The sequence below is a fragment of the Halomonas sp. 3A7M genome (assembly GCF_014897875.1).
Lineage (GTDB): Bacteria > Pseudomonadota > Gammaproteobacteria > Pseudomonadales > Halomonadaceae > Vreelandella.
Window position 1 is genome coordinate 24,155 of sequence record NZ_JABUZD010000169.1, and the last position, 14,028, is coordinate 38,182.

Below are 14,028 nucleotides of genomic sequence, written 5' to 3' on the forward strand. Positions count from 1 at the left end.
GCTAAAAGAGACCCTGTTTTTAGCTTGTGCTAATAAATATAACGTCAAGCGAAAACATCACCAGGCTTCGTCTGGAGGAGAACACGCCATGATGCAATCACTTGTTTCCGCCGTACTGCAATTTCCAACGATTGTCTTTACCTTCTTGTTGGCTTTGATATCGCTCTACTGGCTGCTGGTGTTAATCAGGCTTGCACCGTTGGAGCTATTTGAGCGCGATAGCCTACGCGACGATCATATGGCCAGCACACTGGTGTCTTTAGGCTTTGCAGGTGTACCTGCCACGCTTGCGTTAAGCTTCTTGGTACTTTTCGCGGGTGCTATTTCGCTGGCTATTGAGCTACTAGCCCTCCGCTGGTTATCGCTGGGTATGTTGAGGGTGCCTGTCGGTGTGCTCGTGCTGTGGATCTCATTTGCAGTTGCGTCGCCAGTTGCGGCAGCCGTGTGCCATTCATTGCAACGCGCGCTTCATCGCTATCAGCCATTCAATCGCCGCTGTTTATTGGGCGCTACGGTCGTTGTCTCGGAACGCCAGAATGATGAATATGCATCTGCTCAGCTGGAAAATGAACCCAGCAGCGCCGTCAAATTGCATTGCAAAGCGGGGGACTGCCCGCAAGCTGGCGAACGCCGAGTGCTTGTGAAATATCTTGCCAACGAAGGCGCGTACCGCAGTGTGCTTGAGCAACAGTATCTCGATACGCGCGTTCGCGTGAATAAGCTGCGCTTGCACCGCAAGCATCATTCAAACGGCTATTCCACCTAGCGAATGTTGTCTAGCCAACGTATTGTCTAGCCAAATAGGCGCCGCCACTGCTTAATGAGCCACTGGCCAACAGGGTGCGAAGTGGCGGTGACGCTTGTTGGTTTGCTACGGGGGAAGGCGCTGAGTGGCGTGTCGAGAAACTGACGGAGCGGTGTTACTTGCTCGGGTTGATTCAGCATAGGGGCATGGCCACAGCCTGGGGCGGTGAAAGTAACTAAGCTGGGTTGCACCTCTTTCATACGCGGCAGCGTTTCGGCATCCAGTAAGGTTGATTCGGCACCTCGAATCACCATCACAGGGCAGTGAATATTTGCCCAATCTGCCCATGTGTCTCGCGGTGTGTCATGGATAAATTGCTCGCCAATACGGGGGTCGAAGTGATAGGTCCAACTACCATCAGGGAGTCGTCGTGCGCTTCCCAATGCCAGCGCTTGCCATTCATCATCAGAGGTGATTCCAAAGCTTGCGTAGTGCTGTGTCAGCTCTTTTTGTAGGTCTGCAAAGTTCGTAAAACGGTGAGTTAGGCTGAAATAACTGGAGAGCGCGATTAGGCCGTCTTTATTCAACTCAGGCCCAACATCGTTCAGGATAAGCCTAGAAATCCGATGTTGATGTGTTTTGTCAGCAGCCAGCAGCATGCCCAATAGCCCGCCCATGGAAGTGCCCAGCCAGTCGACCTGCTTTAATTGAAAATGATCTAGCACGCCTATCGCCACGGTCATGTAGTGGCTGTAGAGATAATCGTGGGCAGGAAACAGTGACCAGCTGGAAAGGCCGCGACCAGGTGTATCTGGCGCAAGAATACGCCATTCGCTGCCCATCTGATGGGCTAGGGCTTCGAAATCACCGCCGTGGCGCGCAAGGCCATGCCATGCCATCAGCGTGCGGGGTGCGTCGGGATTCCAAATGCGCACAGCGATATCAAGTTCGCGGATACGAACAAATTCCAATGCATCCATAAAATTATCCTATGCTGACAATCCGTTCAGTATAGGTGTGTTGCTGCATTGCAGCGAGATGGTTAGCGCTTCATCATGGTGATTAATGTATCGATGAGCTCACCGCCGCGTTCGCGCAATGAAAAAGATTCTGGATTTCGCAGCCAGTCATGAAACAAGCCACCCAGTGCTGCCTGCATAAGCCGCGTTGCCACCTCAGGGGTTAGATCAGCGCGTAGCAACTGCTGCTGTTGGGCCAGTTGAAATACCGACAGCATTTCATCAAAACACTCGTCTGCGATCTCATCTTGCATCTGAATCGGGTTGATATCGCTAAAGAATTCACAGCGATGCAGCAGAATTGATAAAATGCGCTGATGGGATGGCTGCTCCATGCGGTTTAAGCCGGCATGGCAGGCAAGTTGTATGGCAGTTAGTGGTGAGATAGTCGGGTCGGCGTTATTTACCTCTTCCATTAGTGACTGGAAGGGCATGTGCACACGCTCCACTAGCGCCATAAAAAGGTCGCCTTTATTTTTAAAATGCCAATAAACAGCACCGCGCGTCAGGTCGGCGTGACGAGCAATTTGCTCCAGCGATGTGCGAGCTACGCCTTTTGCGAAAAACACCTCTTCAGCCGCATCCAACAGCGCTTCGCGAGTTGCAGCAGCCTCCGCTTTGGTTTTTCTTGCCATATAAAAACGTAACCTCAGTAATTGACACGTGATACGCCCATTTTATCTTATGTGCACCACTTTTTACATTCAAAACTGTATGGTTAATTACTTTAGCTCATAACGTGGATTAACAAATTCGTCATTTGTCAGTAAAAAGCGTATAAGATTAATTTGGAAACGCCGTTTCGAAACGAAACCGTTATTAGGCACGCTATAGGATTCTCAGCATGGCGCGAGCACCCTTTACCCTGGCTGGGCGCACTGTAATGCCTGGCCAACGCTTACAAATTGATGTGCCTGTAGCACGCCTGTATACCCACACGCAGCTGCATATTCCGGTCGAAGTCGTGCATGGGCGTAAAGATGGCCCGGTCATGCTGGTATGTGGAGGGATTCATGGCGATGAAATTAATGGAGTTGAAATTGTTCGTCGCCTACTGCGTTCCAAAGCAATCAATAGCTTGCGTGGCACGTTAATTGCTGTACCCGTCGTCAATGTTTTCGGTTTTTTACAGCAAACGCGCTATTTACCAGATCGACGAGATTTGAACCGCTGTTTTCCGGGCAGTGAAAAGGGCTCGTTAGGTGGGCGTATTGCGGCGCTATTTCGCGATGAAATTGTCGATCACGCCACGCATATTATCGACTTGCATACGGGTGCTATTCATCGCACCAATCTTCCGCAAATTCGTGCTCAGTTACAGCCAGGCAGTGAAACTGAGCGCATGGCCGATGCGTTTGGTGCCCCTGTGGTACTCAATGCAGAGCTCCGCGAAGGTAGCTTACGCCACTATGCTCAGAACCGTGGCATTCCGGTGCTTACTTATGAAGCTGGTGAGGCGCTACGTTTTGATGAGTGGGCAATTGCCCCCGGCGTGCGTGGCGTTTTACGCGTGATGCGCCGTTTAGGTATGCTGACCGGCGAGCAGCGTCGCCGCTCGCCAATGCCTGCTGAACTTGCCAATGGCTCCAGCTGGGCGAGGGCGCCTATTGATGGCATTTTGCGTCCTAAGGTGCGCCTGGGCGCTCGGGTAGCAAAAGGCGAGGTGCTCGGTAAAGTGGCAGACCCCTTCGGCAATGATGAAGGTGAGGTGCTCTCTATGGCCGACGGCATTGTTATTGGTATGAGCCGTCTGCCGCTAGCGAACGAAGGTGAAGCGCTTTATCACATCGCCCGCTTTGATGAGATTGAAGAAGCTGAGACGGCGATTGAAAATTTTCAATCAAGCCTGACGCCTCAGCCTGATGCGATGTATTGATACTCGGCTTTGGTACTTGGTACTGATGATGAGCACTGTTACTAAGTAACGGTGTTCTACCAAGAGACCTTTGAACATCTGCTCACAAGCCGTTGTTGAAAATTATTGTTAAAGGCTTTTCATTAAAAAATTATAGCTAAAAACTATTGGCTTAATAGAGAGAGTGACCGAGTCACAGGTGGCGTGATGCACGTGAGTTGGCTATATCTGTGGGGTGGCCGCTTTAGCTTAGATTAATATAGCCTGTTAAAGGCGGCCTTTTTCCAGTGGTACGAATCGTGCCATGTCGAATATGACAAGGAGGAAGTGTCATGAGCAGTGATAGCCAGCATCCCACTACGAATGAGTCAGGTATTCCGGTTTCAAGCGACGAGCATGCTCTGTCAGTAGGCCCTGATGGCCCCATTGTTATGCATGATCACTATTTGATGGAGCAAATGGCGGCGTTTAACCGTGAAATGATTCCTGACCGCCAACCTCATGCAAAGGGGAGTGGTGCGTTTGGGCATTTTGAAGTAACCCACGATGTTAGCCACTATACCAAAGCCAAGTTTCTACAGCCGGGCACTAAGACCGACGTGCTGATTCGTTTTTCGACTGTCGCCGGGGAGAGCGGCAGCCCTGACACATGGCGCGACCCCCGCGGTTTCTCGATTAAGTTTTATACCGAAGAAGGCAACTTCGACATGGTGGGTAACAATACCCCCGTGTTTTTTGTCCGCGACCCGATGAAATTCCAACACTTTATTCACTCGCAAAAACGCCGAGCGGATAATGGCCTGCGTGACCACGATATGCAGTGGGATTTTTGGACACTGGCACCTGAGTCAGCTCACCAAGTGGCATGGTTGATGGGCGATCGAGGCGTGCCAGCCACGTGGCGGCACATGAACGGTTACTCCAGCCACACCTATATGTGGGTAAATGCTGAAGGAGAACGGTTTTGGGTGAAGTATCACTTCAAAACTGATCAGGGGATTAAATGCATGACCCAAGAGCAGGCCGATCAGATGGCCGGCAGTGATGCCGATTATCATCGTCGTGACTTGTTTGAGGCCATTAAGCGGGGCGACTATCCTACGTGGACGCTCAACATGCAGATTATGCCGTTTGATGATGCCAAGACCTACCGAGTGAATCCTTTTGACTTGACCAAAGTGTGGTCTCATAAAGACTACCCGTTAATCGAAGTTGGTAAGCTGACGCTCGACCGTAATCCCACGGATTTTCATAGCGAAATTGAGCAAGCCGCGTTTGAGCCTAATAACATGGTGCTGGGGACCGGATTATCACCGGACAAAATGCTATTGGCACGCTCTATCTCTTATGCTGACGCTCACCGTGCCCGCTTGGGTGTGAACTACAAGCATATCCCAGTGAATACCCCAAAATGCCCCGTGCACAGCTATAGCCAAGGTGGTGCGATGCGTATTCGGCACGCTACCGATCCGGTGTATACGCCCAATAGCAAAGGCGGGCCGAAAGCCGATGCTCAGCGCTACCCAGAAGACGCGGTGTGGTCAACAGACGGAAAGTTTGTACGTGCGGCCTATACGCTCAGAAAAGACGATGACGACTGGAGCCAAGCCCATGCGCTAGTGCGTGAAGTAATGGATGATGCCCAGCGTGATCGCTTAGTGTCGAATGTGGTAGGACACTTATCCGGTGGCGTTACCGAGCCTGTATTAGCACGTGCTTTTGAGTACTGGCGCAATATTGATCAAGAGGTCGGCGAGCGGATTGAGCAGGGCGTTCGCAATCCATAGCGGCGTTTTACACCTAGCGCGTCCAAGCCGCTAGGCGTTCGTCTTAATATGCAGCCCGCAGCCGAGCTAGGTCGCGGGCTGTAGTGCTTCCTGAGTCTCTGTTTCGGGTTCGCGAACTAAGCTAAGCGCTTCATCGAAAAGGCGCAGGCCCGCGTCCTCTTTGTGCGCGTGTTCAGACAGGTGGCGACGGAAGCGTCTGCCACCGGGACAGCCCTGAAATAACCCCAGCAAATGGCGGGTAATGTGATTCAGCTTGGCCCCTTCATCTAACCGCTGCTGAATATACGGGCGAAATGCGTTAGCCGCTTCCAAGCGCGTACGCGCAGGCCCCGCTTCACCAAATAGCTGCTCATCGACCCCGGCGAGTAGCCACGGGTTTTGATACGCCTCGCGGCCCACCATCACACTATCTATGTGCTCAAGCTGGGCTTTGCACTCGGCTAGGGTTTTAATCCCCCCATTAATGCCAATATGCAGCTCTGGGTGGCTCTGCTTCAGACGATGCACGCGGGGGTAGTTAAGGGGCGGTACATCCCGGTTTTGCTTAGGCGACAAACCCTGCAGCCAAGCTTTGCGCGCGTGAACCGTAAAGATGTTGCAACCTGCAGCCGCCACAATCTCAATAAACCGCGCCAAGTCAGCATCTTCATCCTGATCGTCTATCCCGATACGGCACTTCACCGTGACCGGAATCGACACTGCCGCCTGCATAGCTTTCACCGCCGCCGCCACTTTTTCAGGGTGGCCCATCAAACAAGCGCCAATCATATTGTTCTGCACCCGGTCGCTGGGGCAGCCGACATTCAGATTGACTTCGTCGTAACCCCACGCCTCGGCAATGGCTGCACACTCGGCCAGCTCTCCCGCATCGCTGCCACCCAATTGCAACGCAATCGGATGCTCTACATCGCTATAGCCTAAAAAGCGCTCACGGGGCGTTCCATGCAAAATGGCACCAGTGGTCACCATCTCGGTATACAGCAATGTCCGCTTGGTTAACGTGCGTGCAAACGCGCGGTAATCGCGGGTTGTCCAATCCATCATAGGTGCCACGGAAAACAGACGAGCAGCATCTGCTGGGCTTGTTTTAGTCATATCAATCACTTGCATCATTCGATGCGGTATAAGCCAGTCGTGGTTGCTTAACAGCAGGGGGAGTCGTTGGCGAGCGATTGTACGCAAAAAGCGGGTTTGAGTACAAAGCACACGCGGCTCAATTGTGAGGGTAGAGGCCGGCAAAGGTGGAAGGTGAATATCGCTTGTTCAAAGTCCGGCGCGTAGGTATTGAATCCACAAAAACGAAATTAGTTTCGTTTGTCAATGAAATAAGCCTTTTGAGCCCTGCAGCACTTTGCTTGTTTTGCGGTCTTATTCAATGTGATGAGGGCTAGGCAGTGGTAAGCTGATATTTCGTTGTTGAGGAGTCTCTATGCATAAGACACTAGGTGGTATCAGTTTAGTGTTGGTGAGCGTGCTGCTGCTGGCTGGTTGTGGCGGTCAGGAGGAGGAGTCACCCTCAGAGTCGCCTGAGCCGGTCGTTGAAGTGCCTAGCCCACAGCAAAGTGCCGAACCACAAGAGGTGGTCGATCCTCTCGTTGTAGCCATTTCGGCTAGGGCCTCTCTGCGCTCTGATCGTCGTTTAATGGTAGAAGGCGAAACCAACCTGCCGGACGGCGCTCTTATTCAGGTAACCATTGAGCGTGAGATAAGCCGCGTGCGTTGGCAGGAGCGTACCAGTGTTTTACAAGGGCGGTTTAATGCTGGCCCCTTTGGTTCTGGCAGTGGCTTACCGGATGGACGATATAGTGTGCAGGTCCAGCTTTCAGAAGCCGCCGTGCAGCCAGAAGTGGTTCAGGCGCGCATTGGCAGTGAAGGGGAGCATTTGGCTGGCGAGCTGGTTAGCCAAACTCGCCATGGATTAGGGCAGGTTGCCACCTACTCGCGCAGTTTCTTAGTGGGCAGTGAACCAAGACGTACGCGCGACCAGGTGGACGTAGTTGAAGAAATGTAGGACGTGGGGGGATAAAGATGCTTTAGGCAGGAGACCAGTGTGCTAGCAGTACCGCATGTATGGTGGTGTCACTGGGCGCTTTAGCAAAATGCTCAATAACATAACCTTGTTCTTGCTGGATCAGATAATGACCAGCTTTGTGAAATACATGGGTAGGGCCTAATAGCACTAAGTCGCCTGCTAACACCGGTGAGAAATCCGTTTCTTGGCCGGGGGTTGCCATTATGCAGGGAGCTTTCCAGTCAATCTTTAGCGGCAGATGATGCGGCACCGTCATCATAGTTGCCTGAACCTGTTCCCAGGGGAGGGGACCAGTATGTGTCAGGATCAACAGAGGGGCGGCACTGTCACCTTCTAGTAGGGTTGCCAAAGAGCAATCAAGGGCATCGGCGAGCGCAACAAGGCGTTCGTGGCCGATTTGTTTGATAGCACCGGATTCCCAGTAAGAAATGGTGACATCTGATACGCCTACTTTACGTGCGAGGGCAGCTTTGTTGAGCTTGGCCCGAAGCCGCAGTTGCTTTATACGTGAGCCTAGCGATTCCATTTCATTTTCCTATCGTTGAGCTAAACAAGCTCGTTGAGTGTACTTCCACCCTATTCGGCGGCGCTCTGTGCATACTAGAAATCGCGAGGCGCTCTCAAGTATGAACACGAATCATAGGGGCTTCGCCATACTAAGCGATTGTGCTTTAACGCGCATCTTCCTATTAATGAGCCTCCAACTTCTGATCAGACGCTTTTAAGTCAAACTCGTTCCCTGCAAGGTACTGCTGGTTGCCTTAAGGGTGCGTATAATGCCGAGACGCTTTATTGCCAAAAGGACATTTTGATGACCGTTCGTACTCGTATCGCGCCTTCTCCAACGGGTGATCCGCATGTAGGTACTGCCTATATCGCGCTGTTTAATCTCTGTTTTGCGCGCCAGCATGGTGGCCAGTTCATTCTGCGCATTGAAGACACCGATCGGGTTCGGTCTACCGCTGAATCAGAACAGATGATTTTAGATTCGTTACGTTGGCTAGGGCTGGAGTGGGATGAGGGCCCTGATGTGGGCGGCCCTCACGGCCCATATCGACAAAGCGAGCGTGGTGATATCTACGCCCAGTACGCCCAGCAGCTTATGGATGCGGGGCATGCCTTTAAGTGTTACCGCACCAGTGAAGAGTTGGGTGAACTGCGGGAAGCTCGCAAAGCGGCGGGTATGCACTTGGCTTTGAAACCCGTTGACTTAGCGTTGGCTGCGGATGAGCAGGCTCGTCGTGAGCAGGAAGGCTGGCCTTATGTCGTTCGCATGAAGGTACCGAGCACCGGCGTTTGTGTGGTGAACGATATGTTGCGCGGCACAATCGAAGTTGAATGGGCGCAAGTTGATGCTCAAATTCTGCTGAAGTCGGATGGCATGCCTACCTATCATCTGGCAAACGTGGTTGATGATCACCTAATGAACATTACCCATGTGCTGCGCGGCGAAGAGTGGATTAATTCAGCGCCTAAGCATCAGTTACTTTATGAATACTTCGGCTGGGAAATGCCGCAGTTGTGCCATTTGCCGCTACTGCGTAATCCCGATAAGTCCAAGCTATCCAAGCGCAAAAACCCGACGTCGATTAACTACTATCGTCGTATGGGGTTCTTGCCTCAGGCCGTCACTAATTACTTAGGCCGTATGGGTTGGTCGATGCCTGACGAGCGCGAGAAGTTTAGCCTGTCAGATATGATGGCTGAGTTTGATATTCAGCGAGTATCGTTAGGTGGGCCAGTGTTTGATTTGGAAAAATTGACCTGGTTGAACGGCGTTTATATTCGTGAAGACTTAGATGACGATGCGCTGCTTCAGGCGCTTCGGGAATGGGCATTCAATGAAGAGTACGTGAAACAAATACTTCCTCAGGTGCGTCCTCGTGTGGAAACCCTTTCCCAAGTAATTCCGCTGGCGGGGCACTTTTTCTCTGGGCTGCCTGCGCTAACGGAAAACGACTTTGCTAGCGTGAAGCTTGAGAAAGAAGAACTGGTTAAGCTGCTGCAGTTCTTGGTGTGGCGTTTTGAAGCCGTGCCTGCATGGACGAAAGAAGTGCTCTTGGCAGACGTTAAAGTGCTTGCTGAGCATTTCGATATTAAGATGAAGGCTTTCCTTGCCCCTGTCTTTATTGCCATTACGGGCAGCACGTCGAGCACCTCTGTAATGGATGCCATGGCGATCTTAGGTTCCGACGTGACGCGAGCACGGCTACGTAGTGCCATTGACGTATTAGGCGGTGTTTCCAAGAAGCAAGCCAAACGCTTTGAAAAAGAGTTTCGTGATCTCTAATGTCTAGTTGATGTTTAGGATATGGCACTAGCGGGCTTTCTAAAGGTGTCTGTAATACGAGTGCTTGAAAAGGGTGCTTGAAAGGCTTGACGAAGGCGGGCGTAATCAGTAACATACGCTCCGTCTTCGAGACATGTGGGGCCTTAGCTCAGCTGGGAGAGCGCAACACTGGCAGTGTTGAGGTCAGCGGTTCGATCCCGCTAGGCTCCACCAATATCGAAAACTCTGGTTTTCAATACAAAGTTTTCAATATAGCGTCTCAAGGCCGTATTTATTTAGGTTAATAACGTCCCATTCGTCTAGTGGTCTAGGACACCGCCCTTTCACGGCGGTAACAGGGGTTCGAACCCCCTATGGGACGCCATCTCCTACTTCCTCGAAATTTATTTGCAGATTTATTGTCGGCAAACATTTCTCAAAATACGCATTTTAATTAAAGGCAATGAGGCAACTCATCTGTCGTTTTTTGCGTTCCCGTTATTATGGCTGTTGGCTGAAATCATTCTCATTTCAATCGTTTTTGGGCGATTTTGTGCTTGACTTGTCCACTTTTGCAAGTTTGCAGAAGGGGTTGTGCACAACCCTGAGCTGTTGTCTCAAAAAATCAGTGATTTAGCATTATTTCTTTTAAATCAATAAGTTACATTAGGTTAAAAAATGATCAATTTAAGGCTGGGTCACTGTTCATGGCGATTGTGGGACGTTTTGTAGTGGTTGTGAACAGGGTTATCCACAGATAGTGTGGAAAACCCTTTTCAAGATCGAGGCGCTTAAAAGTCAAGCATTATTCTGGCTTTTGGAGGCGCTTCAAGAGCGACGAAGTGTCCCAGCGTCCTCCATCCATACGTTGCACATCAGCATAAAATTGGTCAACAAGGGCGGTGACGGGTAGCGTGGCGCTCAGTCGACGAGCTTGCTCTAAGCAAATGCCTAAATCTTTGCGCATCCAGTCCACTGCAAAGCCATGATTGTACTCATTGGCAATCATCGTTTTGTGGCGGTTTTCCATCTGCCATGAACCAGCGGCACCCTTGGATACCACATCAATTACCTGTTGTTGATCCAGACCTGCTTGTTCGGCGAAATGGAGGCCTTCGGCAAGACCTTGTACTAAGCCAGCAATACAAATCTGGTTAACCATTTTAGTCAGCTGGCCACTGCTAGCGCTGCCCATCAGTGTGACGGCACGGGCGTAGTGATTAAGGATGGGGTGGACAGCGTCAAAGTGTGTCTGCTCACCACCACACATAATCGTCAGTGCGCCATTTTCAGCCCCTTGCTGCCCGCCGGAGACGGGGGCGTCTAAAAAGGCTACGCCTTGCTCGCGGCAGGTGGTGTCTAGTTCCAGAGCGAGGTCTGCAGAGGCAGTGGTGTGGTCGATCAGGTAGGTGCCGGTTGTCATGCTGCTTAGCACGCCGTCGGTGCCGGTAGTTACTTGCCTGACGTCGTCGTCATTACCTACGCATATCAAAACAAGGTCAGCGCCGTCAGCGGCTTCTTTGGGGGTGGCGTGTACGGTGCCGCCATACTCGTTTGCCCAAGTATCTGCTTTACTGCTTGTGCGGTTGTAAACACGCGTTGTAAGGCCTTGTTTGGCAAGATGGCCTGCCATGGGGTAGCCCATAACGCCCAGGCCAATAAAAGCAACAGTAGTGATGGTTCGCATAGAGCACCTTGTGGGTGTGTGATGAGTGCTAGGGGTGTGGAATATTTTGTGTAGAGTAATAAAAAAAGAATTTACGATAAGCAAAAGGCCACCCGTGGGTGGCCTTTTATTATCCTAGTGACGCTACGTTGTTACCGTGGCGTTATTTTTTAGGATAATCGCGCATGTCGTGGCCAATATACAGCTGACGCGGGCGGCCAATTTTGTAGCTTTCGCTGAGCATTTCATGCCAGTGAGAGATCCAGCCAATGGTGCGAGATACCGCGAAAATAACGGTAAACATATTGGTCGGTATGCCCATGGCTTTGAGAATGATGCCAGAGTAGAAGTCGACGTTTGGATACAGCTTGCGCTCAATGAAGTACTCGTCTTCAAGGGCGATTTGCTCAAGGCGCTTGGCGATTTTGAGCTGCGGGTCGTCAGCTAAGCCAAGCTCAGCAAGGACTTCATCACAGGTCTCTTTCATTACTTTGGCGCGCGGGTCAAAGTTGCGATATACGCGGTGCCCAAAGCCCATCAGCTTGAAGGGGTCATCTTTATCTTTGGCTTTGTCGACAAACCGCTGAATGTTTTCTTCAGAGTCGTCGCCAATTTCATCAAGCATATTCAGTACGGCTTCGTTGGCGCCGCCGTGTGCAGGACCCCAAAGTGCCGCAATACCGGCGCTGATACAGGCAAAGGGGTTGGCGCCGGTTGAGCCTGCTAAGCGTACTGTAGAGGTCGAAGCGTTTTGCTCATGATCCGCGTGCAACATAAAGATGCGGTCCATGGCTTTCGCGTATACCGGATTGATTTTGTACTCTTCGCATGGGTTGCTGAACATCATGTAGAGGAAGTTTTCTGCATAGCTCAGGTCGTTGCGGGGGTAGTTGAACGGCTGGCCAACATTATACTTGTGCGACATTGCGGCCAGGGTCGGCATTTTTGCAATGAGGCGAATAGCGCTGATCACGCGATCTTCTTCTTGGGTGATGTCCATGTGGTCATGGTAGAAAGCAGCTAGGCCGCCAACGACGCCACAAAGGATAGACATTGGGTGCGCATCGCGGCGGAACCCTTTGAAGAAATTGTTGATTTGGTCGTGCACCATGGTGTGGTTACGAATGCGCGACTCGAAATCTGCATACTGTTCATCGTTAGGTAGCTCACCGAATAGCAGGGTGTAGCATACCTCGACAAAATTAGACTCTTTGGCCAGTTGGTCGATAGGGTAGCCGCGGTGTAGCAGCACGCCCTTGCCGCCATCAATATAAGTGATAGCGGACTGGCAGGAAGAGGTGGCCATGAAGCCGGGATCGTAGGTAAACAGGCCTTCAGCACCTAAGCCGCGTACGTCGATGACGTCGGGGCCAAGTGTGCCGGAATACATGGGTAGTTCGATCGATTTTTCTAGACCGTCTACCGTCAATGTCGCTTTCCTGTCAGCCATGCTGGCCTCCTTTCGAATTCGGTTTGGGACGTAATGTCGTTGTTTCGCATACCGCGCCGGCGAAAAGGCTCGCCTACTATAGAAGTGTGCGACATTTTGTCAATTAGCCTAAGCGCTAGGTATCCTTGTACAGCTGTTGTTGTATTGGGCAATCTTTGTATATGGTAAGTGTGGAGTTCGTGGTAGAGGCGTCAGGGGGTTGACGACACGTTAACGGACTTATCAAACCATCAATCTCCTGTCACTATAACCATGCTGCAACGCAAAATCGACTCAGGTTGACCTCAATTTTCTTGCACCATAGTCGAGTTAAGCTTGAGTTCGGTTTGTCAGCAGGGGCGAAGGTTCTTATAATCCACGGCGCGCGACCGGCAGGTAGGAGGTCGTGCTCGACTTGGCAACGGCCGAGCCCCTTCCAGCAACCACTGCCCGCTCGGGCCATGCCCGACCTGTCGCAGAGCGGGCCAAGAGAGTGTGTATAACGCCGTGAATAGCAAACGACCCGTAAACTTAGACCTTACTACGATACATTTCCCACTACCGGCGCTAACGTCGATTACACACCGTATTACGGGTGTCATCCTCTTCGTTGGCCTGATCTTCGCTTTTTGGGCGCTGGGTAAATCACTATCGTCTCCGGCTGGCTTTGATGCCGTCAGCAACGCATTGGCCAATAACTTTTTCGCCAAGTTCATTGCCTGGGGATTGTTATCCGCATTGGCATTCCATTTTGTAGCAGGTATCAAACACCTGTTGATGGATGCGGATATCGGCGTGACCCTAGAAGGTGGCGTGAAAAAAGCACAAATCACTGTTGTCGTCAGTGTCGTTCTGATCATCCTGGCAGGAGTTTGGGTATGGTAACCAACATCACAAGTTTTGGCCGTAGCGGGTTATCCGATTGGCTAATGCAGCGCGTTTCAGCGGTAATCCTGGCTGTATATACCGTCTTTATCGTCGCCTACCTGCTGCTCAATCCTAATCTGGATTACTACGCTTGGAGTGGACTGTTCGATCAAACTTGGATGCGTATTTTCTCGCTGCTCGCATTTGTTTCCATTGCAGCGCACGCCTGGATCGGTTTGTGGACGGTCACCACCGATTATCTCAAGTCCACTCGCCTGCGCGTGGGTGCCCAGACTCTGATTATTCTGGCCATCTTCGTATATCTGGTGTGGGGCATTCAAATTCTGTGGGGAGCTTGA

Annotated in this window: 13 protein-coding genes and 2 tRNA genes; 9 read left to right on the plus strand and 6 right to left on the minus strand. The window is 51.4% G+C overall.

The window, feature by feature from the left end; translation table 11 throughout:
* Positions 1-91: 91 nt before the first annotated feature.
* On the plus strand, positions 92-766 hold the full coding sequence (locus INT19_RS16730; protein WP_193061668.1) for a hypothetical protein: 675 nt from the start codon (positions 92-94) through the stop codon (positions 764-766).
* Between the two features lie 26 nt (positions 767-792).
* Here INT19_RS16730 and INT19_RS16735 read toward each other — a convergent pair whose 3' ends face one another.
* Together INT19_RS16735 and INT19_RS16740 are read right to left on the minus strand one after the other, a co-directional pair.
* Entirely contained in the window at positions 793-1,725 is a 933-nt protein-coding gene (locus INT19_RS16735) for an alpha/beta fold hydrolase (RefSeq protein WP_193061577.1), read from the minus strand.
* 62 nt (positions 1,726-1,787) lie between these two features.
* Positions 1,788-2,399 carry a TetR family transcriptional regulator gene (locus INT19_RS16740; protein WP_193061578.1) on the minus strand — a complete coding sequence of 204 codons (612 nt, stop codon included), beginning with the start codon at positions 2,397-2,399 and terminating at the stop codon, positions 1,788-1,790.
* 209 nt (positions 2,400-2,608) lie between these two features.
* Here INT19_RS16740 and INT19_RS16745 point away from each other — a divergent pair, with 209 nt between their 5' ends.
* Both INT19_RS16745 and INT19_RS16750 read left to right on the plus strand, forming a co-directional pair.
* On the plus strand, positions 2,609-3,640 hold the full coding sequence (locus tag INT19_RS16745; protein WP_095602439.1) for a succinylglutamate desuccinylase/aspartoacylase family protein: 1,032 nt from the start codon (positions 2,609-2,611) through the stop codon (positions 3,638-3,640).
* 311 nt (positions 3,641-3,951) lie between these two features.
* Positions 3,952-5,406: a catalase gene (locus tag INT19_RS16750; RefSeq protein WP_193061579.1), complete on the plus strand. Its 1,455-nt coding sequence runs from the start codon at positions 3,952-3,954 to the stop codon at positions 5,404-5,406.
* A gap of 66 nt (positions 5,407-5,472) precedes the next feature.
* Here INT19_RS16750 and dusA read toward each other — a convergent pair whose 3' ends face one another.
* Positions 5,473-6,501: a tRNA dihydrouridine(20/20a) synthase DusA gene (dusA, locus tag INT19_RS16755; RefSeq protein WP_193061580.1), complete on the minus strand. Its 1,029-nt coding sequence runs from the start codon at positions 6,499-6,501 to the stop codon at positions 5,473-5,475.
* A gap of 334 nt (positions 6,502-6,835) precedes the next feature.
* Here dusA and INT19_RS16760 point away from each other — a divergent pair, with 334 nt between their 5' ends.
* On the plus strand, positions 6,836-7,417 hold the full coding sequence (locus INT19_RS16760) for a hypothetical protein (protein ID WP_193061581.1): 582 nt from the start codon (positions 6,836-6,838) through the stop codon (positions 7,415-7,417).
* Positions 7,418-7,439: 22 nt separating this feature from the next.
* Here INT19_RS16760 and INT19_RS16765 read toward each other — a convergent pair whose 3' ends face one another.
* On the minus strand, positions 7,440-7,964 hold the full coding sequence (locus tag INT19_RS16765; RefSeq protein ID WP_193061582.1) for a helix-turn-helix domain-containing protein: 525 nt from the start codon (positions 7,962-7,964) through the stop codon (positions 7,440-7,442).
* Positions 7,965-8,249: 285 nt separating this feature from the next.
* Between INT19_RS16765 and gltX the strand changes: the two genes are divergently transcribed.
* From gltX to INT19_RS16780, 3 genes are all read left to right on the plus strand, one after another.
* Positions 8,250-9,728: a glutamate--tRNA ligase gene (gltX, locus tag INT19_RS16770; RefSeq protein ID WP_193061583.1), complete on the plus strand. Its 1,479-nt coding sequence runs from the start codon at positions 8,250-8,252 to the stop codon at positions 9,726-9,728.
* 137 nt (positions 9,729-9,865) lie between these two features.
* Positions 9,866-9,941, plus strand: a tRNA-Ala gene (locus INT19_RS16775).
* A 75-nt stretch (positions 9,942-10,016) separates the two neighbouring features.
* Positions 10,017-10,092, plus strand: a tRNA-Glu gene (locus INT19_RS16780).
* Positions 10,093-10,512: 420 nt separating this feature from the next.
* Here INT19_RS16780 and INT19_RS16785 read toward each other — a convergent pair.
* Together INT19_RS16785 and gltA are read right to left on the minus strand one after the other, a co-directional pair.
* Positions 10,513-11,394, minus strand: coding sequence for an NAD(P)-dependent oxidoreductase (locus INT19_RS16785; protein WP_193061584.1), 882 nt, complete (start codon positions 11,392-11,394; stop codon positions 10,513-10,515).
* A 142-nt stretch (positions 11,395-11,536) separates the two neighbouring features.
* On the minus strand, positions 11,537-12,823 hold the full coding sequence (gltA, locus tag INT19_RS16790) for a citrate synthase (protein WP_083002030.1): 1,287 nt from the start codon (positions 12,821-12,823) through the stop codon (positions 11,537-11,539).
* A gap of 486 nt (positions 12,824-13,309) precedes the next feature.
* Between gltA and sdhC the strand changes: the two genes are divergently transcribed.
* Both sdhC and sdhD read left to right on the plus strand, forming a co-directional pair.
* Positions 13,310-13,687 (plus strand): succinate dehydrogenase, cytochrome b556 subunit, encoded by a 378-nt coding sequence (sdhC, locus tag INT19_RS16795; RefSeq protein WP_171880175.1) that lies wholly within the window; start codon positions 13,310-13,312, stop codon positions 13,685-13,687.
* The gene (sdhD, locus tag INT19_RS16800; RefSeq protein ID WP_038482412.1) at positions 13,681-14,028 is read left to right on the plus strand and encodes a succinate dehydrogenase, hydrophobic membrane anchor protein; all 348 of its coding nucleotides are present in this window, start codon (positions 13,681-13,683) and stop codon (positions 14,026-14,028) included. The genes sdhC and sdhD overlap by 7 nt, the downstream gene beginning before the upstream one ends.

What these genes read in the sequence shown, in the direction of transcription:
- INT19_RS16730 (WP_193061668.1), top strand. Translation starts at nt 92, where the DNA reads ATGCAATCACTTGTTTCCGCCGTACTGCAATTTCCAACGATTGTCTTT.
- INT19_RS16735 (WP_193061577.1), bottom strand. Translation starts at nt 1,725, where the DNA reads ATGGATGCATTGGAATTTGTTCGTATCCGCGAACTTGATATCGCTGTG.
- INT19_RS16740 (WP_193061578.1), bottom strand. Translation starts at nt 2,399, where the DNA reads ATGGCAAGAAAAACCAAAGCGGAGGCTGCTGCAACTCGCGAAGCGCTG.
- INT19_RS16745 (WP_095602439.1), top strand. Translation starts at nt 2,609, where the DNA reads ATGGCGCGAGCACCCTTTACCCTGGCTGGGCGCACTGTAATGCCTGGC.
- INT19_RS16750 (WP_193061579.1), top strand. Translation starts at nt 3,952, where the DNA reads ATGAGCAGTGATAGCCAGCATCCCACTACGAATGAGTCAGGTATTCCG.
- dusA (WP_193061580.1), bottom strand. Translation starts at nt 6,501, where the DNA reads ATGACTAAAACAAGCCCAGCAGATGCTGCTCGTCTGTTTTCCGTGGCA.
- INT19_RS16760 (WP_193061581.1), top strand. Translation starts at nt 6,836, where the DNA reads ATGCATAAGACACTAGGTGGTATCAGTTTAGTGTTGGTGAGCGTGCTG.
- INT19_RS16765 (WP_193061582.1), bottom strand. Translation starts at nt 7,964, where the DNA reads ATGGAATCGCTAGGCTCACGTATAAAGCAACTGCGGCTTCGGGCCAAG.
- gltX (WP_193061583.1), top strand. Translation starts at nt 8,250, where the DNA reads ATGACCGTTCGTACTCGTATCGCGCCTTCTCCAACGGGTGATCCGCAT.
- INT19_RS16785 (WP_193061584.1), bottom strand. Translation starts at nt 11,394, where the DNA reads ATGCGAACCATCACTACTGTTGCTTTTATTGGCCTGGGCGTTATGGGC.
- gltA (WP_083002030.1), bottom strand. Translation starts at nt 12,823, where the DNA reads ATGGCTGACAGGAAAGCGACATTGACGGTAGACGGTCTAGAAAAATCG.
- sdhD (WP_038482412.1), top strand. Translation starts at nt 13,681, where the DNA reads ATGGTAACCAACATCACAAGTTTTGGCCGTAGCGGGTTATCCGATTGG.